Source organism: Paenibacillus sp. 05T425, assembly GCF_056396205.1.
This window is the reverse complement of the sequence record NZ_JBFTLA010000001.1, coordinates 130998-154368: the sequence shown is the minus strand read 5'-3', so window position 1 is coordinate 154368 and position 23371 is coordinate 130998. Positions and strand designations below refer to the sequence as shown.

Sequence of the window (23371 nt, the reverse complement as noted above, 5' to 3'; positions counted from 1 at the left end):
TCGGACAAGTCATTCTTCGATTGGAAGGAGGCAGCGCCATAAGAGGAGGAGGCCGCCCCAAAGAATGGACAATAGATCAGTGAATACCTATCATGCATCATTTACGATTACTCAATAAAATTGGAAAATAGGGTAGTGTGCTTTTTTACCCGACCTATGCAGCCCTAAGCTCAGAGGATGTTGTGAATGTCGAAGGGATCAAACCTTATTGAGGCCCCGGTCATAACTCATTTGCTATAGACGAGTATGGAAATCCGATTAATATTTATCACGCAAGACCGGAACCGGATCCCCATAGTGGCATCGGAGCAGGCGGTCTTCATGATCCATGCCGCCACACCATGGTCAGAACGGCACATGTTGCCTATGATGGCACTTTAATTCTGAATATGACGGCGGAAGAAGAGTTGGCATCCGCCCATAAAGACATCGTTATGACGATAAAGGTTTTGTAAGAAAATGAAGAGCGAAGGAGTAGGCAAATAACGTGAAGATAACAAGCATTAAAGAATGTTCGATCAAGCTGGAGGTCGGAGATTCGTTAAATCTGCCGCAGCATGTCGTTGCGGAACTGGAAGGCGGCTTACAGGAGAAGTTTCCAGTAGAATGGGATACGGTCGATTTGTCGCTTTTGGAGAAGCCGGGAAGCTTTACGGTTGAAGGGACGATCAGGGGGGATAACTATCCGAACCCTCTAGTACCGAATCGTGCCGATCCTTATGTGTATAAACATACGGACGGATACTATTATTTTACCGGATCCGTGCCCGAGTACGATCGGTTGGTCCTGCGGCGTTCCCGTACCGTCGCCGGCTTGTCTAGCGCGGAGGAAACAGTGATTTGGACGAAGCATGAAACGGGAGATATGGGCAACCATATTTGGGCGCCGGAGCTTCATCGAATCGACGGCAAATGGTATATCCATTTTGCGGCAGGATCGGCTGAGGAGAAGTGGGCTATTCGCCCTTACGTACTGGAATGCGAGGATGAGAATCCATTAACCGGTACTTGGACGGAGAAAGGAAAGATCAAGCTCCCGGTCGAGAGCTTCTCCCTTGACGCGACGACCTTTGAACATCTTGGACAAAGGTATCTGGCCTGGGCTCAAATTATCGATGTGTCCTGTCTCTACATTGCGAGGATGGATACGCCGTGGTCCATCTGCACCGAACCGGTCATGCTTTCGTCTCCGGAATATGACTGGGAGATTCAGGGGCATCGCGTGAACGAGGGGCCAGCCGTGCTGAAGCGGAACGGCAGGTTGTTTATGGCCTATTCTGCCAGCGCTACGGATGACCGGTACTGTATGGGATTGTTAACGGTGGACGATACGAGCGACCTGTTGAATCCAGCATCGTGGACGAAATCGAAGGAGCCCGTATTCGTAAGCGATGCAGCTGCTTCCGAGTATGGTCCGGGGCACAACAGCTTCACGGTGTCGGAGGATAATGCTTGCGATTTGCTGATCTATCATGCGCGTCCCTATAAAGATATTGACGGAGAACCGCTCTATGATCCGAATCGGCATGCCCGCGTACAACGGTTATTATGGAAGCCTGACGGCACGCCGTTTTTTGCTACTCCGGGATGGAAATTGGACACAGCGGGATACATCGCGAAAGCCGTTGTAACGATTCAATAAAAAAGGCAAAAATAAATGGCGGTGCTAGGAAGGTTAACCCTGCATCGCCATTTCTGTCTTTCGGTCTATTTGTCGCCTTATAGCGACTCAACCTCAAGAGCGATTGGATTTTATACAGGCAAATGGGATGAAAGACGTCAAATAAGCAGTTTGGTTGGAGTTCATACAGGCAAATGAACAACATGACTCGAAAATGACCAAATTGGTAGAATTATACTGTATGTTTTCCACTTAAAGCTACTTGTTCCGTCTACTAGAGCCTGTTTGGTTGGACGAATTCCACTCAAAAGTGACAAGGATGGACGATGAGGGTGTACGTGTTTCATAACACTAGGACAAGCCGTTATTTGGCGTTATCGCGGGGGTGAAATGTCTTAATTACTGGGGGGACGAAAACGAAGTAATTGATATAATGGCTCTATTCGAGCTGTGAAAGGATGAGAATGACTTGGACAAAAAGCCAACGTGGATATGGTATCCAGGCGATTTTGAGATATACCATCATTTGCTGCTGAACACTAGACGGGAAGAACGCCTTCATTACTGGCCGGCTTTCTGGCGTCTGGATGACTGCTATCACAATGTGCGCTTCCGCAAAGAGGTGTATTGCGACACTCCGGAAGAAATGACGGTTTATGCCCATGGCATCGGACATGTTATGGTCGATGGGCGAAAGTCCGCCTTCCGGCAACCGATTATTCTATCGCCCGGCAAACATCAGATAGAGATTAGCATTGCCCGCACGGACGGGCTGCCTTGCGTCTATGTAGATGGTGAACGGAGTGTCAGCGACTCGTCATGGGAGGCAAATGATTTCAGCTTTGACTGGCTGCCGGCAGGCTGCAATGATCTGTATCCGAGCAAAGAGGACGATCCTGCTATTTTTGCGTTTCAGTATACGGAATTGAAGCCTCTATCGATAGAAACAAGAGAGGACGGCATTCTGTACGACTTCGGGCAAGAAACGTTTGCTGTCGTGTCGTTCGAGCAAATTCAGGCATCTGGCGTTATTCAGTTGTTTTACGGTGAATCGATAGAGGAGGCATTGGATACGGAGCACAGTATTCTCATTGAGTCGGTTCCGGCTGGCAGCGAAGCACATCGTTGTCCTCCTCGGGCATTCCGGTATTTGTTCATCCAAGGGGCGGAGATAGAGCAATTCAGTCTGACTGCCATGTATGAATATTTGCCTTTTGACCGTAGAGGATGCTTTACTTGTTCCAATGAGATGATCAATCGGATTTGGGATACGGCCGAATATACGTTTCACTTGAACAGCCGTGAGTTCTTCTTGGACGGGATCAAAAGAGATCGCTGGGTATGGTCGGGTGACGCTTACCAGAGCTACTTGATCAACAACTACCTTTATTTCGATGCGGATATTACGAAGCGGACGATTATCGCCTTGCGCGGGAAGGACCCTATCGTTAAGCATATCAACACGATTCTCGACTACTCCTTCTACTGGATCATGAGTATTGACGCTTATTATCAAGCGACGAAGGATATAGACTTTATAACCTTTATCTATCCACGGATGAAATCAATGATGGATTATTGTATCTCGCTTGCGGATGACGACGGATTTATTCGAGGCAGAGAGGGAGATTGGGTGTTCATCGACTGGGCGGAGATCGACAAGACCGGTGCCGTGAGTCCCGAACAAATGCTTTTTGCGGAAAGCTTGAAGGCGACATGGGCATGCGGTGAGTTGCTTGGCCAAAGCGAAGAGCGTTATATGAAACATTATGAGCTGTTAAAGGATCAGATTAAAGCGTCGTTCTGGGATGAAGAACGGGGGGCGTATATAGACAGCTTCGAATCCGGTAAACGCAATATTACCCGTCATGCCAATATTTTTGCGCTGTTATGGGGGTATGCGGATGCGGAACAACGGGAGAGCATTATCGCGAACGTGCTTCTGAACGACGAAGTGCCTCAGATCAGCACGCCTTACTTTAAGTTTTACGAGCTGGAGGTTATGTGCAATATCGGCCGATTGGATGCGGTGACCGATCAAATACAGTCATATTGGGGCGGCATGCTGCAATTGGGAGCGACGACTTTCTGGGAGGAGTACAATCCAGAGGTAACCGATCTGGAGCGATACGGCATGTACGGCGACCGCTACGGCAAAAGCTTATGCCATGCTTGGGGCGCGAGTCCGATCTATTTGCTCGGGAGGTATTATCTGGGCGTGTACTCCACCTCGGCAGGATACGATACATTTGTCGTGGAACCGCAGCTCGGCGGATTGCAATGGATGAAAGGAACGGTCCATGTGAACGGGGGAACGGTATCAGTGGAAATGACTCAGCAATCGTTGCAGGTAGTGACGGATCAAGCAGGAGGAACGGTACGTATCAATGGGAAGGAGTATCCGCTCTCGAAAGATATTCCTTTCATACTTGCGCTGAAGACAGCGGTGCAATGACCTCTGCAGGCTGCCGATTAAATCGGCAGCCTGTCGTGCGATTATTTCGTATCTTGGCTTTCCGTCGTGAATGATTCGATACAAATGGTATATAAAATGAATCATTTGGCAATTGAGACGCGGACAGGCAATTCGGATAATGGAAGTAATGTAATAAGCTGAGTGGAGACTGGGAAAGGATTGATGACGAAAATGAACGATTCGAGGCCGAATTTGCTGCTGATTACCGTGGATCAAATGAGAGGAGATTGTCTGAGCATCCTTGGCCACAAGGTCGTCGAGACGCCGAATCTGGATCAACTGGCGCGCAGGGGCATGCTGTTCAGCAATGCGTATTCTTCGACGCCGACTTGCGTACCTGCGCGGGCGGCGCTGTTTACCGGCATGAGCCCGCGTTCGCACGGCCGCGTCGGTTACGAGGAGAATATTCCTTGGAATTACGAGCACACACTTCCTGGCGAGTTGGCGAAGGCAGGCTATCATACGCAGTGCGTGGGCAAAATGCATGTCGATCCGGCTCGCAGCTTATGCGGCTTCCATAACGTTGTGCTGCACGACGGCTATTTGCATCATAACCGTTTCAAGCATACGAACACGGTGGCGGAGTCGCATGACAGCTGCGACGATTATTTGCCGTGGCTTCGCGAACGCGCGGGGGCCGGTGCCGATCTCATCGATCTCGGTCTCGACTGCAATGCCTCGACCATGGCCCGGCCCTGGCATCTGCCGGAGGCGCTCCATCCGACGAATTGGGTCGTGACGCAATCGATCGATTTCTTGCGCCGCCGCGACCCGCGAAAGCCCTTCTTCCTTTGGAGCTCGTTCGTTCGGCCTCATCCGCCGTTCGATCCGCCTCAGGCGTATTGGGACCGTTATGACGGGGCGGACTTTCCGGATCCGGTCGTCGGCGAATGGGCGGTTAAGGACGATCCGGCTCGCGGCGGTCTCGACCCGGTGACCCGATCGGGCGTCGTTCCGAGAAGACGCCTAAGGCGCGCGATGGCTGCCTACTATGCGCTCATCACCCATATCGACGACCAACTGGGGAGGCTTATGAACGCCATGGAGGAATACGGGGTACTGGACCGTACGATTATCGTCTTCACCTCCGACCACGGGGAGCTGCTCGGCGATCATCACCTGTTCCGCAAGGCGCTCCCTTACGAAGGCAGCGCGAAAGTACCGCTGATCATAGCCGATCCAGGCGGAATGCTAGATGCCCCTCAAGGAGCAACCGTCGACGCTGTCGCGGAACTGCGGGACATCATGCCGACGCTGCTTGACTGCGCGGGCGTGAACATTCCCGCGGTTGTGGACGGCCGAAGCTTGCTGCGCGCGCGGGAACTCTCTCAAGATGGCAGTTGGCGGACCTATATTCACGGGGAGCATGCATACGGCGAACAATCGCATCAATATATGACCGATGGCCGTCAGAAGTATATCTGGTTTACGCAAACGGGAGAAGAGCAGCTGTTCGACCTGCTCCTTGACCCGCAAGAGCTGACGAACAAGGCGGAAGAGGAATCGTATGCCGACAGCATGCGGTTGTGGCGCGAACGCCTCGTCCGCGAGCTGGACGGACGAGAGGAAGGATACGTGCAAGACGGTAATATCATCGTCGGACGAAAGCCTCAAACAGTTCTTAGTCATATTTCACCCTAATAGGATCCGAAAGCTTATGCCGGCGGAAGCGGCAGACGTACTCTTACGACGGTGCCGCTTCCGAGCTGGCTGCCCACCTCGATGCCGTACCCCTCGCCGTAATGGAGGCGAATCCGGTCATTCACATTTTTCATGCCGATATGTTGATAGGCTGTGCGGTCCCTGGAGCGAAGGGTGCTCCTCAGCTGTGCCAATCGTTCCGGCTCGATGCCTACGCCGTTGTCCGTCACGATAATTTCCATATGCCGATCTTCCCGGAGCTCTGCTTGTATGACGACCTTGCCGCCGCTCGCATGCGGCTCGAGGCCGTGGGTCAGCGCATTCTCGACAATGGGTTGAACGATCATTTTCGGGATAAGGACGTCATGCAGGTCTTCCGAGGTATATTGCTCGAACTGTATCCTTCCCGGGAACCTGCCTTGATGAATCGTAATATAGGAACCGACGACCTTCAGCTCTTCCTCCAGCCTTACTTCGTTCGATCCCTTTATGCTGTATCGCAGCATCCTGCTTAAGGCAGCGGTCATTTCATAGATGTCTTGATTTCCTTTTACAATGGCGATGCCTTTGATTGCATCCAGCGTATTGCTGAGAAAATGCGGGTTGATCTGACTCTGCAGGAACGACATCTCCGCGCGTTGCCGCTCGATATCGGCTTGGTAGAGCTCGCCAGTCGTCTCCAGCAACTGCCGTGTCAGATCGTTGATCCGGTTCAACATCGTGTTGAACTGGGTCGATATAACTTCGATCTCCGCGTAGCCCTCCAGCTCGACCTTCGTATGCAGCACGTCCAGATTGCCGCTCTTCAGCCGCTTCATGAATGCGATCAGCTTTCCGAGGGGCTTTAATATATTCATCATGAGCACGGAATACGGTATCGTAACGAGAAGGAGCGTAACGAACAACATCACGTAGCTTGTTTGCTTAAGCCCTTTCAGCTCCTTAATGAGATTGCCGATAGGCACCGCCGAGACGATGTTGCCTTCGATCTCCGGCAAGTCGAAGGATTGGATCGCGTATGATTTCCCGCCGATCTTCTCGTTGACAGCGCTTTCGCCATAACCGGAATAGAGTGTCAGACGTTCTGCGTCCAGATTCAGCTCCAATCCGTCAGCGTTCGCGTACACCAGATTCCCGTTCGTTCTGAGGTAGAAGCTCGTGCCCGACAGCCTAGGAAACTTTTCGATCTCCGCTTGAATGGATTTGGCGTCTAGGATGACCGTAATTAATCCGATTTTTTCTCCGTACCGGTACGTGTCGCGCGATGCGAACAGATTCATGCCGAAGAGGAACGTGTCTCTGGCGAGCAGGGGGTCCGCCTTTTTGAAGCCGCCGTAATGCACGTTCCCTTCGTAATCGATCAGCTTGTCCATCATCTCCCGAGCCAAGCCGATTTTGCCGTTCAGCGAAGTGTGCTTGCCGGAAGCGTTCACGATAATAATGTCTACAATATCGGGGTTGGTGCTTTTGATGACTCCCATTAGGCTTTGTACTTTTTTCGAAAGCTCGTACGTTAGCAGATTATCATTTTCGGCCAGAAAATCCTGAACCGTCGTATCATAACCGAGATTGACCATAATGCCCGAAATCTTGGCGTAGTTGTCGGATACCCGCTGCTTCAGATTGGACACGAGCTCCATATTGTATTGCGTATTCTGCTTTACGATGACTACGCTGGATTGCCGGAACGCCATGATGCTGACCAGCGGGATAACGGCAAGGAGGACGGCGCCGATCGCCAGCACCTGCGTTCGGATGGAAAGTTTGCTGAATGCCCTCATTGCGCCTCCCTGTACTGCGTAGGCGTCATGCCGTTCAGCCGCTTGAAGATGCGGGTAAAGTAGAAGTAGTCGTTGAAGCCGCATTTTTCGCCGATCTGGCTCACGGTCATATCCGTCTCGGCCAGCAGCCTGCATGCGTATTGAATTCGCTGATGGGACAAGTATTCCACGAAGTTTTCCCCTACTTCTTTCTTGAAGAGCTGAGACAAGTAAGTGGGGCTTAGGTAAAACTTCTCCGATAAGCTTTGGATCGATATTTCTTGATTAAAGTGATGATGGATGTACGTAAGGATTTCCTTGATGCGATTGTGCGTCACTCCGGCCAGCCGGGAGGACAACTCGTCAGACAGATGATTCAGCGTATGCTTGACCAGGTAGTCGATCATAACGTCGGAATGTCCGTAGTCGTAGTATAGCTGGTCATAGCCTTCCAGAAACCGGGTATGCTCCTTTACGCCTTCCCTCGTGAATAAATACATGACGGTATTGAAGATCAGGTAAGCGTCTTTGATCGTTAACGCATAGCGGTAGAACAACGGTCTGCAAGACTCCATGACCGACACGAACCGCATACGGTCCTTCAGCGCGAGAGCGCCAGTCAATTCCGCCAGCAGATCGTCAATGGTCGATTCCGAAGGAACGACCGGGCGATAAATGCCGCCTTTTCCAGTCGAGAAGGAGCCATATGCCGCCACGGACGCTGCCTCCAGCGCTGCTTCCAGATCGGCTAGACTGGCGGAAGAGGGGCCAATGCCGACACTGTAATCCACGGCGTTGCCGGACAAGTCGGGCGGACTTAGAAATTTCTCGACCCTATGGCTGTAGACGAGGAGGCCTACGCGCCTGCTGTTCATGCGGAAGCGGATATGCTGCATGTCTCCCCGGTATGGCGCGGGTGCATATCCCTGTACGACGATCGGCGTCACCGGCATGCCCGCGCTGACCGGCATGCCGGCAGATAGCAGCTTCTCCGCCAACAACTGCTCGTTTCCGGAGCATAATATTTCGTATAGTTCTTGGGCGTCGTTCTCCGGCTCGAGCTGGGCCCGATCCTTCAGCGATTGCGCGATTTTGCCAAGCATGCTCTCGATTTCCTCGATCTCGAACGGCTTCAGGCAATAGCCGAAGGTGCCGTAATTCAATGCCTTCTGGGCGTAAGCGAATTCCGCGTGCCCGCTCAGAACGGCGAAGATCGTGTGCGGGGAAATTTCCTTGCCCCGCTTGATGAGCTCAAGGCCGTTAACGAGGGGCATCTTAATGTCGGTGAGCACGAAGTCCGGCCGCAACTTCTCGATTAGCTCTAACCCTTCTTGCCCGTTCTCCGCCGCTCCCGCGACCTGAAAGCCGTAATTCTCCCAGCGTACGCCGGCCTTAATGCCTTCAACAATCCAACGTTCATCATCGACGATGACTGCTTTGTACACAGTAACGCCTCCTTTACAGCAATCGTAACCGAGCATCCTCGCGGATTCGTATAGAAAAAAACAAGATAAATATGCATAAAACTATGATTTCAAAGGAAAGAAGCACTTTAATAAAAATAAACAATGAAAATAACGGTTTTATCTATACTCTGCAATCCTGACTGTTCATTATAATATGGCTGAATACATGATGGAAGAGCTTATTGGAAGATGGTCAAGCGGGTAAAAAACGGACTATGCGCCTTGATCTCATACGATCTGGTTATAAGAGCATTTCCTGTAAGCGTTCCCAAGGCGCATGCCAGGCAAACGAATCGATAAGAGGAAGCCAAGCGTCTAGCTTGGCGTTCCTCGTACGACAATGAAAGAGTGGAGAGTGCTTGGATGGACATTCAGATAAAGGGTTTAACGGAGGATCAACGACAAGCCATATCCGAAGCGGCAAGCGGCTTGCGCGTTGCGTTATCGGCGGAGGGCATCTCCGTGCAATTCAAACAGGGGAGCGGCGGCATCGCCGTTCAGTACGACGGTCAAACGGTAGTTGTCGCTTGCGGCGGAGGCTCGCAGTTTGTTCGAGCGTTCGGACTGGCCGTGGAGGGTCTTAGAAAAGGCAAACCGTTCAGCGTGCAGGAGACGCCATGGTACGACAGTTTGGGCGTTATGATCGATTGCTCCCGCAACGCCGTCCTGCATATGGACGCGTTCAAAACAATGATAAGGCGACTGGCGCTTATGGGCTATACGACGGTTCAGCTATATACGGAAGATACCTACGAGATGAAAGCCTATCCGTACTTCGGCTATATGAGAGGGCGCTACACGGCGGAGCAATGGAAAAGCATGGACCGTTACGCGGCGCTTTTCGGCATCGAGCTGGTTCCTTGCATTCAGACGCTTGCGCATCTTGGACCTGCGCTGAAGTGGGGTGCCCATGCCGAACTGGTAGATTGCAACGATATATTGCTGATCGACGAGCCGGGAACCTACAAGCTGATCGAAGAGATGTTCCGGACCATGTCGGACAACCTGAGCAGCCGAAGCATCAACATAGGGATGGACGAAGCGCATATGATGGGGCTGGGCAAATATTTGGACAAGCACGGTTATCATGACCGTTCCACGCTGATGATGAAGCATTTTGCCAAAGTGATGGACATAGCTAGGTCGTACGGATACAAGCCGATGATGTGGAGCGACATGTTCTTCAGGCTTGCGAGCGGCGGCGAATATTACGATCCCGAAAGTCCGATCAGGGCGGATATCGCCTCCCTCATACCGGAGGATCTGAGGCTGGTTTACTGGGATTATTATACGGAGGATCGTGCGAAATACGACGGCATGATGAGGAAGCATAAACAACTGAGCAATAACATTGTATTCGCCGGCGGGGCCTGGAAGTGGACGGGATTCACCCCGAACAACGCGTTCAGCCGTCATATCGGAATGATGGCGCATGAGGGCTGCGTCGCAAGCGGGATACGCGAGACGCTCGTGACGGCATGGGGAGACAATGGAGCGGAATGCTCGCTCTATGCTGTTCTCCCAACCTTGCAGCTGTGGGCGGAGCTTTGCTATAAGAACACGGGAGACGAAGCCGTGGTGCGGGAGCGCTTTGAGACATGCGCGGGCGGCGATTACGGAGATTTCATGTCCTTGGATCTCGCCAACCTGGTTCCCGATAATCCTTCGCCGGGTCTAAGCATGGGCAATCAGGTCAATCCAAGCAAATATTTGTTGTATCAGGATGTGTTATACGGGTTATTCGATAAGCATGTTCAGCCGCAAGCTTACAGGGAGCATTATGGCAGAAGCGCAGCGTTATTGGAAATTGCGGCGGCGCGCAATCCGCAATGGAACGACCTCTTCGTAACGCAGGCCGCGCTGTGCAGACTGCTTGAGCTGAAGTCGTCTGTCGGCGTCGAGCTAAGAGAGACGTACCTCGCCGGCGACAAAGAGAAGCTAGGGAAATACGCGGAGTCATTGCTGCCGGAAATAACGGCAAGAGCCGAGCGGTTCATGAACGCCTATAAGAAGCAGTGGATGAAGGAGAACAAAATTTTCGGCCTGGATGTGTTCGATCTGCGCATGGGTGGACTCTTGCAGCGGATCCATACCGCGATTGATCGCATTAGCGGGTACGCGCGAGGCGAAATTTCGCATTTGGAGGAGTTGGAAGAGCCGATTCTGACGTTCGACGCGAGGGAAGAAAGCGAGCAGAAAGTCATAAGCGTTGCCTTGTGGCATGCGATTGCCACGCCGTCGGTTCTTGCGGGCATATAGACCGAAAGCCATATAGACTGTTATCAGCGAAAAGGAGATGGAAACAACATGAGAATACTTTATTTGGACCTCGATTCGCTTCGTCCCGATCATCTGGGCTGCTACGGTTATCATCGCGCCACGTCGCCCAACATTGACCGCATAGCGGAAGAGGGCACCGTCTTCACCAACTATTATTGCTCCGACGCGCCGTGCATGCCTTCCCGGACGGCTCTTATGTCGGGTAGATTCGGAATCCATACAGGCGTAGCCGGCCATGGCGGCACCGCGGCGGATATGCGGCGGGACGGGGCGGCCCGGGGCTTCGAGGATCGGCTCAAACGGGAGAGCCTCCCCTTCGTATTGCGGGAAGCGGGCTACAAGACGGCGACGATCAGCACGTTCGCCGACCGGCATTCCGCATGGACCTTCAACGCCGGCTTCCATGAGGTTCATAATATCGGGGAGAACGGATTGGAATCGGCGCATCAATTACTCCCAACCGCGCTGAAGTGGTTAGAGGACAACGGACGATCGGATCAATGGTTCCTGCATCTGAACTTCTGGGACCCCCACACGCCTTACCGGGTGCCGGATCAGTACGGTCATCCGTTCGCGGATGAACCGTTGCCGGAATGGCTGACGGAAGAAGTGTTCCGATCCCATCTTCATAAGGAGGGGCAGCACAGCATTGCGGATATGAACGCGCTCGCGAAGTCGCATTACGGCAAGTGGAGCCGGCACGGCCGCCAAATCGGATCCTATGAAGATATACGACAGATTATCGATAATTACGACTGCGCGATCCGTTACATGGACGATCATATCGGACATGTGCTGTCGCTGCTTGAGCAGCTCGGGGTCTTGGAGGAGACAGCCATACTCGTTAGCGCGGACCATGGGGAGAATATGGGGGAGCTTGGCATCTATTCCGAACACGGCACGGCAGACCAGGGGACATGCCACATCCCGATGATCTTCCGCTGGCCGGGCGGCGCGCAAGGTACGAGGAACGAGGGACTGCATTACCATCTGGATCTTGCTCCCACTCTGGCCGATCTGATCGGCGCGAAACATCCGGAGCGCTGGGACGGCATCAGTTATGCGGACGGCATATCCGGGGCATCGGACCGAGGAAGGGACTACCTCGTATTGACGCAATGCGCCCATGTCTGCCAGCGGAGCGTCCGGTTCGGGGATTGGCTTTATATTCGCTCTTATCACGACGGCTATCATGGTTTTCCGAAGGAAATGCTGTTCAATCTGAAGGACGATCCTTACGAGCAGAGCAATCTGGCAGAGGAACGGCGGGACGTGTGCAAGGAAGCGGTCTACCTGCTTAACGAATGGCATGACGGCATGATGGCGACGATGGACAACGATACCGATCCGTTATGGACGGTCATGAAGGAAGGCGGGCCGCTGCACGCCGAGGAATACAGGAGCAAGAAGGACCTATAGCGGAGCAGAAGGCCGGCGCATGATGCGCCGGCCTTCTTTTATTCTTGCGCTATGTACATTTGTATGGCGACTATGTCGGATTTTGCGATTGAAAATGATTGAAAGCACTTTCATTACGGAGTCCACATAGAAGGCTGATTATGTCCATACTCCGCTTTCACCGTCCCTTTTATACTAAAAAAGCAGACAATGATCGCCGGATTCACAATACTAGAAAAGCAAGGAGTGACTGTTGATGCGCAGCGAGGCGAGCGTTGGAACGACGAAGAAGCTTTGGAAAACGATGCTTCAGCACAAATACTTTTATCTGATGGTTCTGCCGGTTCTTATATGGTACGCGATGTTCGCCTACGCGCCGATGTACGGCGTGACGCTGGCTTTTAAGACGTTCGACTACAGCGGCGGCATTCTAGGCAGTCCCTGGATCGGATTCGAGCATTTCCAAAAGATATGGTCCGACGCGGATTTCCAAACGGCATTCAAAAACACGATCATCATCAGCTTGATGAAGCTGCTGATTAATTTCCCGATGCCGATCTTCCTGGCCATTCTATTAAACGAATTTTCGAGGAAAACGGCCAAACGATTTTTCCAGACGGTCCTTACGTTCCCCCACTTCATCTCATGGGTCGTGCTTGCAGGCATCATTACGATGATTCTCAGCCGAGACGGCGTCGTGAACCAAATCATCATGTCCCTCGGATTCGAGTCCATCGCGCCGTTAACGGACAGCGAGTCCTTCCGGCCTCTGCTTTATCTCACGCATATGTGGCGGGAAGTCGGCTGGGATTCGATCATTTACCTGGCAGCGCTGGCGGGCATTAATCCCGAGCTGTACGAAGCGGCCGAGATGGACGGAGCCAACCGGTTCAAGAGACTGCTTCACATTGCATGGCCGGGCATTAAAAGCACGGTGGCGATTCTGCTTATTCTTCATGTAGGGCAGCTTCTTACGCAAGGAGCAAGCTTTGATCAAATCTTCAATCTCTACAGCTCACCTGTCTATGAGGTGGCCGATGTCATCGATACGTATATCTATCGCACGTCGTTCCAGGTAGGCGGAGACTTCGGTTACATGACGGCGGCCGGTCTCATCAAGTCCGTCATCAGCCTCGTGCTTCTCGTCTTGGCGAACACAATCGTGAAGCGAATGGGCGAGGAAGGACTCTATTAAATTACAGCTTGGAGGTATTCGACTGATGAAGCAAATGCACGCGAACAAAAAAACACGACTGAGCGCGTTCGACATCGCCGTGTATATCGTGCTCGGACTATTGTCTCTCGTCACGTTTTTCCCGTTCTACAACGTCCTGATCATTTCGTTTGCCAAATTCGAGGTCATCAGCCAGTTCAATCTGTACTTGCTGCCTTTGTCCTTCGATTTAACGGCTTATAAGGTAATCCTGTCCGACGCGAAGTTTTGGAGCTCTACGGTCAATACGCTCATCGTAACCGTCGTTGGCGTTGCGTTCAGCATGACGATATCGGTTGCGGGCGCTTACGCGCTCTCCAAGAAAGGGATGCCGGGGCGGAACGCCATGCTGACGCTCATCCTGTTCACGATGTTTTTCAACGGCGGGCTTATTCCTTTTTATCTGATTATCAAATCGCTGGGGCTCGTCAACAGCATATTCGTCATGATCATTCCCGCTGGGTTGAACACGTTCTACTTGATTATTATGAAAAACTACTTCGGCACGCTGCCGGAAAGCTTGGAAGAGTCCGCGAAGCTGGACGGAGCCAACGACCTGTACATTTTGCTCAAAATCATTCTTCCCATCTCCGCGCCGTTCATCGCCACCTTTGGCTTGTTCTACGCGGTAGAGCGTTGGAACGAGTGGTGGTACGCGCTCATCTTTATCAGCGACTCCGCGAAGACGCCGCTCCAGATTTACTTGCGGGAGACGCTCATCACGAGCAATCAGCTGCTTAATACGCTTGCTCAGCAAGCGGCTGACAGCAATTCCAGCAAGGTGTATACGCCTGCTTTACAGATGGCGACAGTCGTCATCTCCAGCGTGCCTATCCTGATGGTATATCCTTTCCTGCAGAAGCACTTCGCCAAAGGGATACTAGTAGGCTCCATTAAAGGATAAGGAAATTCATATAGATGCTTGTCCTATCCTAGCAAAAGCTTCACAATGACAAAAAAGGGAGGATTCAAAATGAAAGGAATTAAGAAGTTTGGCTTCATCATGGCCTGTTTGGCTATGATCGCGGGATTGCTTGCGGCTTGCGGCGGCAATGGGAACGAGAAACCGTCCGAGAGCCCGGCAACGACGAATTCGAGTGCGGGAGGCGAAGACGACCCGTATAAGGATCCGATGGAAATTTCCGTTGCTTTCTGGGATGTAGAAGCGGAAGCCACCAAGATCGAGAAGGACCCGATCGTGCAGGAAATTTTGGAAAAATTCAATATTACCATTAAGCCGGTCAATACGACTTGGGATGACTATGGCCAAAAAATTCAGATGTGGGCCGCGTCCGGACAGCTGCCCGACGTATTCGCGATCGACGCAATCGGCACGCAATATCAACGCAAGTGGGTCGAGCAAGGCGTCGTTGCCCCTCTGCCGGACTTGGAGAAGTTTCCAAACCTAGCGAAATATTTTGAAGCTCCGGACATTGCGGGGCTGGCCGTCGATGGCAAACAATACACGATTCCGAGAAGGATGTTCCCGAGCACGGACTGGAGCGCGCTTGACCGCGTCGTCTACTACCGTTGGGATTTGGCGCAGGAGGCCGGCATTACGAAGGAGCCGGAGACTTGGGATGAGTTCAATGCAATGCTTGAAGCGATAGTGAAGGCCGATCCGGAAGGCAAGAAGATTACAGGCCTGACAGCGGCACAAGTGAAGATGCTGGGCGGATTGTTCTGGCTGTACGGCAACCCGGTTGCCACGAGCGACGGCAGCGGCGCGGATTTCAAATGGATCAAGGAAGACGGCAAGTTCATTCCGGCCGTATTCTCCAAGAATGCTCTGCCTGCCCTTCAAAACATGAAGAATATGTATGATACCGGTCTGATTGATCCGGATATTGCGCTGACAAGTCCGGATATCGCCTATGACAAATTTGCTTCGGGCAAAGCTGCGGCAATGCTTTCCGGCGGCGGATTCATCAACCTGGATTTGAACGTCAATACGAAACGTTGGGCTGCCGGCTACCCGGATAAGGATATGTCGGAAACGGTGAAAGTATTGAAGCCGCTGCAAGGACCTGACGGAGAGCGTAATCACGCCATCTTCAAAACGTATTGGTCCGAGAGCTACTTCAGCGGAAAGATCGATCCGAAGAAGCTGGACCGCATCTTGGCGCTGTATGATTACGTGCTGTCTCCGGAGGGCAAAGATCTCCTGACTTATGGCAAAGAAGGCGTGGACTACAAAGTAGAAGGCGACAAGAAGGTTATGCTGGATAAGACGCCTCATGTCGAGAAGTATCCGGCTACCGGTTTCCTGAGAGATTTGGTTGCATACGAAACATCGGACCGCTATGACGTTAGCAACCCGGCAATTGCCCATGAAGGCCTCAGAGAAGATGCCGTGGAATACATCGACTGGATTCTGAACAACACGAAAGTTCCGGAGTACGACATCCGCTTGACTTACATGTCGACTCCGACCAAGGACAGCTTTACGGTGTTCGATCACGACGATTTGCTCAAAGTGATGATGTCGAAGGATCCCGTGGAGCAATCCTGGCAGAAGATCGTGGACGGCTATAAGTCCAAGGGCCTCGACAAGATGATCGAAGAAGTGAACGCGAAGGCGAAAGAGCAAGGTATCGAATAAGCTAGGCACGCAGGCCACTCACGACGGGAACACCGTCCTGAATGGCCTGTTGCGTTGTCTACCTATATCAACGATCTGATTGCGGCTTTGCGGCTGCGGCTGTCAGAACAAGACAATACCGATGACCGCCGCCCCCGCGATTACGCTGATCGGATGGACTTTGTATTTGATAATGGCAAGAAAAGTTATGACGCCTATCAATAGAGTTGCGAACGTAGTCCAATGGTAGATGGCCTCGGATTGTCCGGAGAATCCGAAATGAATCGCTGCGTATGCGATCAAGCCCGTAATAATGGGCCGCAGACCGTAAAAAGAGGATTTGACCCATATATTCGTATTCATTTTATAGAAAAAAGCAGCAATCAGGATCACGATGATGAGAGAAGGCAGGACCATTCCTGCCGTAGCAATGACGGAGCCCGGCAAGCCTCCCGCATGGTAACCGATTAACGTTGCGCTGTTGGTTGCGACAGGTCCGGGCGACATGCCTGCAAGCGAGACGCTCCGCTGATATTGCTCGGCTGTCAGCCAGCCGTATCGCTCCACTTCGTATTGAATCGTAGGAATGACAGCATAGCCGCCGCCAAAGGACAAGAGCCCGATCTTTAGAAAGGAGAGAAATAATTGCCAGTATAGCATGGAACCACCCCTAAATATAATATTCAATCATGGCCGGATTCTCGCTGGGGGTTTTCTCGGTTTGAACGGACAGTCCGAGCAGCTTCTTCATGCGGATAAGGACAATGCCTGCAACCAATCCGACCAGAATCATTGCCGTTGGACTTATCCCGGTCAGCAGAAGCAGTGCTAACGAACAGACTGAAATGAGGATCGTACCCAGGTCGAACAATGCTGTTTTTCCCATTTTGAACGCTGCTACGGCGATGAGTCCGATGATTGCGCCATGTATGCCCTTGAAAGCGGCCTCTACCTTAGGCTCGGATTGGAAGGCTGCATAAAAGGCGCTAAGGAGAAAAACGATAATAAAACTGGGAAGCGTAATGCCTAGGGTCGCAGCGATTGCGCCAGGTACCTTGCCCATTCGATAACCCAGAAAGGCAGAAGCGTTCACGCCGACACCACCTGGCGCCGCGCTCGCCAAAGACATTAAATCATTCATTTCTTGGCGGGTTATCCATTTCCGCTTATCCACCAGTTCTTTTTCAATCATTGGAATCATGGCATATCCTCCACCGAATGTAGCGGGACCGATTTTGAGAAAAACCCAAAATAATTCATATAAGCGCGATGTACCGTTAGTGGGGCGAATCTCCATAGCTGACACCTCTTCGTGCTAGTGTTTTATTTATTATATCATCTTTATTCCAAATTGGGATAAACTATTGAGGATATCTTTATCAATAAATCTTATTGGAGAGATAAGCAGATGGCAATCGGTTTAGTTTTTGTTAAATTGGAATTAAGTAGTTTCGGAATATGAAAAAGGCTAAAGCACGAAGAGGTGCTTTAGCCTTGTCGGATAAACGCTAGTTTACATTGCGAGGTCTTTCCAAATCAGGAGTGCCGAACCTATCGCCACGGCATCCTCGCGAAGGATTCCTTTCGTAAAGCTCGGAACGTAGTCGGGATAATAATAGGTGTTTCGCTGCGCTGTATCTACTGCAGTCCGATAAAACAATTCGTTGCTGTTAATCAGGGTGCCCCCTAGAATAATGGTCTCGGGATGAAGGACATTAATCAAGTTGGCAAGCCCGATGCCGAAATGCACGGCGGACTGGGTGAAAATTTCCTGCGCATAGGCGCTGCCTGCGTGAAGGCCGTGAAGCAGCATGTCGTATGTAATTCGCTCCGGCGATATATGGGCTGTCCCGGGGATATCCGTACGTCCGGTTTTCGCATCGGCACGGGCTCGTTTCACGAGCGCTTGAACGGAAGCGAATGCCTCCCAGGCGCCGTAGTTGCCGCGGTCATGCAAGCGGGGGCCGTCCATCTGAATGACCATTTGTCCTACAGCCCCTTCCATATCGACGGAGCCGTGAACGATATGTCCGTCCGACATCATCGCGGACCGCAGCCCAACGCCGGCATGGACGTAAAGCATATGCTGCAGATTTTCGCTGCGCATCGACCAATGTTCGCCGATCAAGGCGGCGTTCGCTCCGTTCTCTAATCGGGCGGGAATACCGGTTTTCTCCTCCAGAAGGCTGCAGATCGGCACATGGGTCCAGCCTGGGGACGGGAAATCGGAGGGCTTGGAAATAATTCCTTTGCTGCGTTCAAGCGGTCCAACGGCTCCAACTCCGATACCGATCACTTGATTTCGTTCAATATGGTGGTCTTGCATCATGGACTTGATGCTGCGGACGACATAATCAATCAGCTCAGGCGGGGACATGGCCTCATCCATCCGCCATCTCATAAGAGCTTTGGCATTCATCTTGGCGTCGAAGAAACCAAGCGTTGATGTTCGGCGCGATATGTCCAAACCGAAGAAATAACCGTAATTCGGATTGATATCATACAAAATCGGTTTTCTGCCTCCGCTGGATTGTCCCTGGAAAGTCAGCAATAATTTATCCGTGAGCATCTCGTCCAGCAGTCGGGTCAAAGAGCTGCTTGTCATGCCGGATACGGGCATAAGCTCGGCCTTCGACGTCATGCCATGCTGAGCGACATGCATATAGATGAGCTTCTTCGGAGAAGCGATTTGGTGCGAGAATACGTTCATGCGTTAACCTCATTCCAAGTAATAGCATGGGAATCCCTTTATTATAATCGACTAGCAATTGTTTTTCTATCAGCAACGATTTTCAGTATGCTAAACTGTTTTGGAAGGTTCGTGCACGCTAATTAGATGACCGCTCAACTTATAGCGAAAGGGACGATTAAACTGGAGCCTAAACAATCATGTTGTTCCATCAGCCGAGGTCAAGCTTCGCAAACGGCAGCCATTCAAAAGAAATATGAACCCGAAGAGACGATTGTCTCCTCTGAACCTAATGACAGCTTCATCTCCTTGGAGGGCGGGGAATTTTTTATGGGGACGGATGCAGCGGATGGATTTCCGGCAGACGGGGAAGGACCCATTCGGAAAGTACGCATCGATCCGTTTCGTATCTCGCCATACGCGGTTACTAACAAACAATTCAGCGCATTCATTCGAGAAACCGGTTATGTAACGGAAGCGGAGAAATTCGGCTGGTCCTATGTCTTTCATTTGCTCGCATCGGAAAAAACGCGTCAGCACGTTGTGAACGTGCCGCGGCAAGTACCCTGGTGGCTTGTCGTGGAGGGTGCGTATTGGGAGAAGCCGGAAGGCCCCGATTCGTCAATCGAAGATCGGATGAACCATCCGGTTGTTCATGTTTCATGGCATGACGCTGCGGCGTATTGCGCATGGTCGGGAACGCGTCTGCCGACGGAAGCGGAATGGGAATATGCAGCCAGAGGCGGGTTGAGCAGAAAGACGTATCCATGGGGCGATCTGCTAAAGCCGGATGGCAAACATATGTGCAACATTTGGCAGGGAAAATTCCCGGTTAAAAACAATGCAAGCGACGGCTATGTCGGTACTGCCCCTGTAGACGCCTATGAACCGAACGGATATGGCCTTTATAATATGTCGGGCAATGTATGGGAGTGGTGTGCGGATTGGTTTAGTCCGCATTATCATACAAGAACGAAGGATGTAAATCCTCTGTTTGACGTACCAACGGAAAATCGTTCGGTGCGGGGAGGCTCGTATTTGTGCCATCGTTCTTATTGCAACCGTTATCGGCTTGCAGCTAGAAGCAGTAATACACCGGACAGCTCAACGGGGAATATGGGGTTTCGTGTCGTCTGCGACTAGAATTGTACGCATAATATTATTCTTCACCTATCCTATGAAGGCTTCGGAATTGTAACGGCGTCATCCCCTCAAGCTGCCGGAAGCATGCGCTAAAATAGCTGGCTTGCGAGAAGCCTGTTTCTAGCGCGATCTGCTTTACGGACAGCTGGGTTGAGGCAAGTAGACGTTTGGCTTGAATAAGACGGGCTTCCAGTAAAAAGTCCGGAAAAGATTTTCCGAACGTCTGGCCGAATTTGCGACTGAAGTAATGCGTGCTGTATCCAGCGAGCGCAGCTGCTTTGTCGATCGAGAAGGACTCATGACTATGAGATCGAACGTAATTCGCGACAGTGCGGATTTTATCGGAAGCATAATTAATAGGCACATTCAGCCGATCGGATGTAGTCTGCAGCCTTGTTAACAGTTCATACAAAGTAGAAGCTACGGTATATTCATCATCAATCTGATAGGATCTGCCTAATGACAACAATTTCTCGATTAAGCTCTCGATGGACGATAAGTTAGATAACGAAAACAACCAAGGCTCATCAAGCCCTCTGCTATCTAACAGCTCCTCTAGCCGCTCCCCGTAGAAATGAATCCACCGAATGTTCCAAGGCTCGCTTGCATCAGAGTAATATTTTTGTCTCATGCCTGGTCCATATAAGAAACCTTGTCCTTTCCCTAATTCATAACGTTTGCCTTCCGTGACAAGGCAGCCTTTGCCGTCCAGCACGACATGCAAATTATAATTGCGATGGAGATTGAATTCTTGCGTTTGGAACTCGCGATTGACAAGATGATCGGGAAATTCGCTGAAACCTCCGATATAATCCGGAAAGCATATATGTCTAGGGAATAATGGCTTTGGCAGAAAGATGTGTTCGTTCATGACTAACTCCTTACGACGCAATAATTTGATTTAATTGAATGTGATCTCTATGTTTTTAGTCTATTTCCAACATCCGAATGACAATATTTTAATACATGTCGCATGTTTTTGTCATTTATTCAAGTCCGCTCGTCCTTTAAAATGAAGGTAGGAAAATCAACATGATGATTTTAAAGGAGAGATGGACGGTGCAACAACAACTATATTATGGCGTCGCTTACTATGACGAATATATGCCCTATGAGCGCCTTGAGGAAGACATTCGAATGATGAAGGCCGCCTGTATTAATGTCGTCCGCATTGCGGAATCGACATGGAGTACTCATGAACCGCAAAATGGGGTCTTCGACTTTACGAGTGTTGACCGTGTGCTTGACGCTATGCATAAAGCGGGTATTCATGTGATCGTCGGCACGCCGACGTATGCCGTGCCGACATGGATGGTTAAGGAGCATCCGGACGTGCTGGCCGAGACACCGAGCGGGCCGGGCCGATACGGAGCAAGACAGATTATGGATATCATCAATCCGACTTATCTCTTCTATTCGGAGAGAATTATCCGCAAGTTGATAAGCCGAGTATGCAGCCACCCTGCTGTTATTGGTTATCAGGTGGATAACGAAACCAAGCATTACCATACGAGCGGCCCTAATGTGCAGCATCGGTTCATTAAGTATATGAAGGAAAAATTCGGGACGGTGGAGAGGCTTAATCAGGAATTCGGCTTCGACTATTGGAGTAACCGAATCAACAGCTGGGAGGACTTCCCGTCCACTGTCGGCACGATCAACGGCAGTCTCGGCGCGGAATTCTCCCGATTCCAGCGTCAGTTGGTTACTGATTTTTTAGCTTGGCAAGTTTCCATTGTGAATGAGTATAAGCAGCCTAATCAGTTTGTGACGCATAACTTCGATTTTGATTGGCGGGGCCATTCGTTCGGTGTCCAGAAGGATGTCGATCACTTCGAAGCAGCAAAGGCGCTCGATATAGCGGGAGTCGATATTTATCATCCCTCGCAGGACGAGCTGACAGGGAAGGAAATCTCGTTTGGCGGCGACTCTACTCGATCTCTGAAGGGGAATAATTACTTCGTGCTTGAGACGCAAGCCCAAGCGTTTCCGAATTGGACGCCTTATCCTGGCCAGCTTCGGCTTCAAGCCTTCAGTCATCTGGCTTCCGGAGCCAATATGGTCGCATACTGGCACTGGCATTCAATCCATAACTCCGCTGAAACGTATTGGAAGGGCCTGCTCAGCCATGATATGGGGACGAATCCAACCTACGAGGAAGCGATAACGGTTGGTCGCGATTTCAAGCGGCTGTCTGCTAATCTCATCCATTTGAAAAAGGCGAACCGGGCAGCCATGCTTGTCAGTAATGAGGCGTTAACCGCGCTCGAATGGTTCAAGTTGCCTGGAGGCAAAGTAGGCTATAACGAAATGGTTCGTCTGCTCTATGACCGGTTGTATGAGATGAATATTGGCTGTGATCTGCTGTATCCAAGCTCTTATGACTTGTTCGAGAATTATGACCTCATTGTCGTACCGGCGCTTTATGCGGCATCGGATGAACTACTCCATAAGCTAAACCAATACGTGGAGAACGGCGGCCATGTTGTGTATACGTTTAAGAGCGGATTCGCTAACGAACATATTAAGGTTCGGACTAGCATTCAGCCAGCTATTATAGAAAAGGCATGCGGAATCCAATATAGTCAGTTCGTACAGCCGAATAAGGTTTCGCTTAAGGGAAATCCATTTGGTATTGATGAGGAGTCGTGCAAGGTTGATGTGTGGATGGAGCTCCTCACTCCGACAACGGCGGAGGTACTCGCCTGGTATGATCATCCTTACTGGGGGAAATATGCAGCGATTACGGAAAACCAATACGGCCTTGGTACTGCTACCTATATCGGTTATGTGCCAAGTCCGGAGGTTGCGGGCAAAGTGTTAGAGCGAGCTTGCAAGGCTGCAGGCCTATATGGCCCGGACCAAGAGCTTCGCTTTCCATTGATCGTCAAGAGTGGCGTAAATGAAGCAGGGCGGACCATCCGTTATTATTTTAACTATTCCAGTGATCCGCAGTCCTTCTCCTATCCTCATGGGAACGGAATCGAGCTATTGTCCGATCGGAACATCGTTTCCGGTGAGCAAATCGAGTTAGACGGCTGGGGTTTTGTGATTATTGAGGATAGCAAAAATTAAATAGAATCAGTCAAAAAGCATTTCCTAG

At 51.1% G+C, this 23371-nt stretch carries 16 protein-coding genes; 10 read left to right on the top strand and 6 right to left on the bottom strand.

Going from position 1 to position 23371, the window contains the following annotated elements; genetic code table 11:
- Window positions 1-487 precede the first annotated feature (487 nt).
- From AC1DF0_RS00595 to AC1DF0_RS00585, 3 genes are all read left to right on the top strand, one after another.
- Window positions 488-1642 (top strand): family 43 glycosylhydrolase, encoded by a 1155-nt coding sequence (locus AC1DF0_RS00595; RefSeq protein WP_477572736.1) that lies wholly within the window; start codon window positions 488-490, stop codon window positions 1640-1642.
- A 448-nt stretch (window positions 1643-2090) separates the two neighbouring features.
- Window positions 2091-4076: an alpha-L-rhamnosidase-related protein gene (locus tag AC1DF0_RS00590; RefSeq protein ID WP_477572735.1), complete on the top strand. Its 1986-nt coding sequence runs from the start codon at window positions 2091-2093 to the stop codon at window positions 4074-4076.
- Window positions 4077-4259: 183 nt separating this feature from the next.
- The gene (locus AC1DF0_RS00585) at window positions 4260-5738 is read left to right on the top strand and encodes an arylsulfatase (RefSeq protein WP_477573117.1); all 1479 of its coding nucleotides are present in this window, start codon (window positions 4260-4262) and stop codon (window positions 5736-5738) included.
- A gap of 14 nt (window positions 5739-5752) precedes the next feature.
- Here the strand turns inward: AC1DF0_RS00585 and AC1DF0_RS00580 are convergent, their stop codons facing one another.
- Window positions 5753-7519 (bottom strand): sensor histidine kinase, encoded by a 1767-nt coding sequence (locus AC1DF0_RS00580; RefSeq protein ID WP_477572734.1) that lies wholly within the window; start codon window positions 7517-7519, stop codon window positions 5753-5755.
- Window positions 7516-8943, bottom strand: coding sequence for a response regulator transcription factor (locus AC1DF0_RS00575; RefSeq protein ID WP_442048834.1), 1428 nt, complete (start codon window positions 8941-8943; stop codon window positions 7516-7518). The genes AC1DF0_RS00580 and AC1DF0_RS00575 overlap by 4 nt, the downstream gene beginning before the upstream one ends.
- A gap of 384 nt (window positions 8944-9327) precedes the next feature.
- On the opposite strand from AC1DF0_RS00575, the gene AC1DF0_RS00570 reads away from it, so the two are divergent.
- The 5 genes from AC1DF0_RS00570 (at window position 9328) to AC1DF0_RS00550 (ending at window position 16457) form a co-directional block, all read left to right on the top strand.
- Complete coding sequence (locus AC1DF0_RS00570; protein WP_477572733.1) at window positions 9328-11223, top strand: family 20 glycosylhydrolase; 1896 nt, start codon at window positions 9328-9330, stop codon at window positions 11221-11223.
- A gap of 48 nt (window positions 11224-11271) precedes the next feature.
- Complete coding sequence (locus tag AC1DF0_RS00565) at window positions 11272-12663, top strand: sulfatase family protein (protein ID WP_442048836.1); 1392 nt, start codon at window positions 11272-11274, stop codon at window positions 12661-12663.
- A gap of 235 nt (window positions 12664-12898) precedes the next feature.
- Window positions 12899-13837, top strand: a complete 939-nt coding sequence (locus AC1DF0_RS00560) for an ABC transporter permease subunit (protein ID WP_475823113.1) — start codon at window positions 12899-12901, stop codon at window positions 13835-13837.
- A gap of 25 nt (window positions 13838-13862) precedes the next feature.
- On the top strand, window positions 13863-14759 hold the full coding sequence (locus tag AC1DF0_RS00555) for an ABC transporter permease subunit (RefSeq protein ID WP_475823112.1): 897 nt from the start codon (window positions 13863-13865) through the stop codon (window positions 14757-14759).
- Between the two features lie 69 nt (window positions 14760-14828).
- Window positions 14829-16457, top strand: a complete 1629-nt coding sequence (locus AC1DF0_RS00550) for an extracellular solute-binding protein (protein WP_477572732.1) — start codon at window positions 14829-14831, stop codon at window positions 16455-16457.
- A gap of 102 nt (window positions 16458-16559) precedes the next feature.
- Here the strand turns inward: AC1DF0_RS00550 and AC1DF0_RS00545 are convergent, their stop codons facing one another.
- The 3 genes from AC1DF0_RS00545 to AC1DF0_RS00535 form a co-directional block, all read right to left on the bottom strand.
- Complete coding sequence (locus AC1DF0_RS00545; protein ID WP_477572731.1) at window positions 16560-17096, bottom strand: chromate transporter; 537 nt, start codon at window positions 17094-17096, stop codon at window positions 16560-16562.
- A 10-nt stretch (window positions 17097-17106) separates the two neighbouring features.
- Window positions 17107-17733 (bottom strand): chromate transporter, encoded by a 627-nt coding sequence (locus AC1DF0_RS00540; RefSeq protein WP_442048841.1) that lies wholly within the window; start codon window positions 17731-17733, stop codon window positions 17107-17109.
- A 216-nt stretch (window positions 17734-17949) separates the two neighbouring features.
- Window positions 17950-19146 (bottom strand): ROK family protein, encoded by a 1197-nt coding sequence (locus tag AC1DF0_RS00535; RefSeq protein ID WP_477572730.1) that lies wholly within the window; start codon window positions 19144-19146, stop codon window positions 17950-17952.
- A gap of 126 nt (window positions 19147-19272) precedes the next feature.
- On the opposite strand from AC1DF0_RS00535, the gene AC1DF0_RS00530 reads away from it, so the two are divergent.
- The gene (locus tag AC1DF0_RS00530) at window positions 19273-20268 is read left to right on the top strand and encodes a formylglycine-generating enzyme family protein (protein ID WP_477572729.1); all 996 of its coding nucleotides are present in this window, start codon (window positions 19273-19275) and stop codon (window positions 20266-20268) included.
- A 16-nt stretch (window positions 20269-20284) separates the two neighbouring features.
- Here AC1DF0_RS00530 and AC1DF0_RS00525 read toward each other — a convergent pair whose 3' ends face one another.
- Window positions 20285-21139 carry an AraC family transcriptional regulator gene (locus tag AC1DF0_RS00525; RefSeq protein ID WP_477572728.1) on the bottom strand — a complete coding sequence of 285 codons (855 nt, stop codon included), beginning with the start codon at window positions 21137-21139 and terminating at the stop codon, window positions 20285-20287.
- Window positions 21140-21327: 188 nt separating this feature from the next.
- On the opposite strand from AC1DF0_RS00525, the gene AC1DF0_RS00520 reads away from it, so the two are divergent.
- Entirely contained in the window at window positions 21328-23343 is a 2016-nt protein-coding gene (locus tag AC1DF0_RS00520; RefSeq protein ID WP_477572727.1) for a beta-galactosidase, read from the top strand.
- The last annotated feature ends 28 nt before the right edge of the window (window positions 23344-23371 follow it).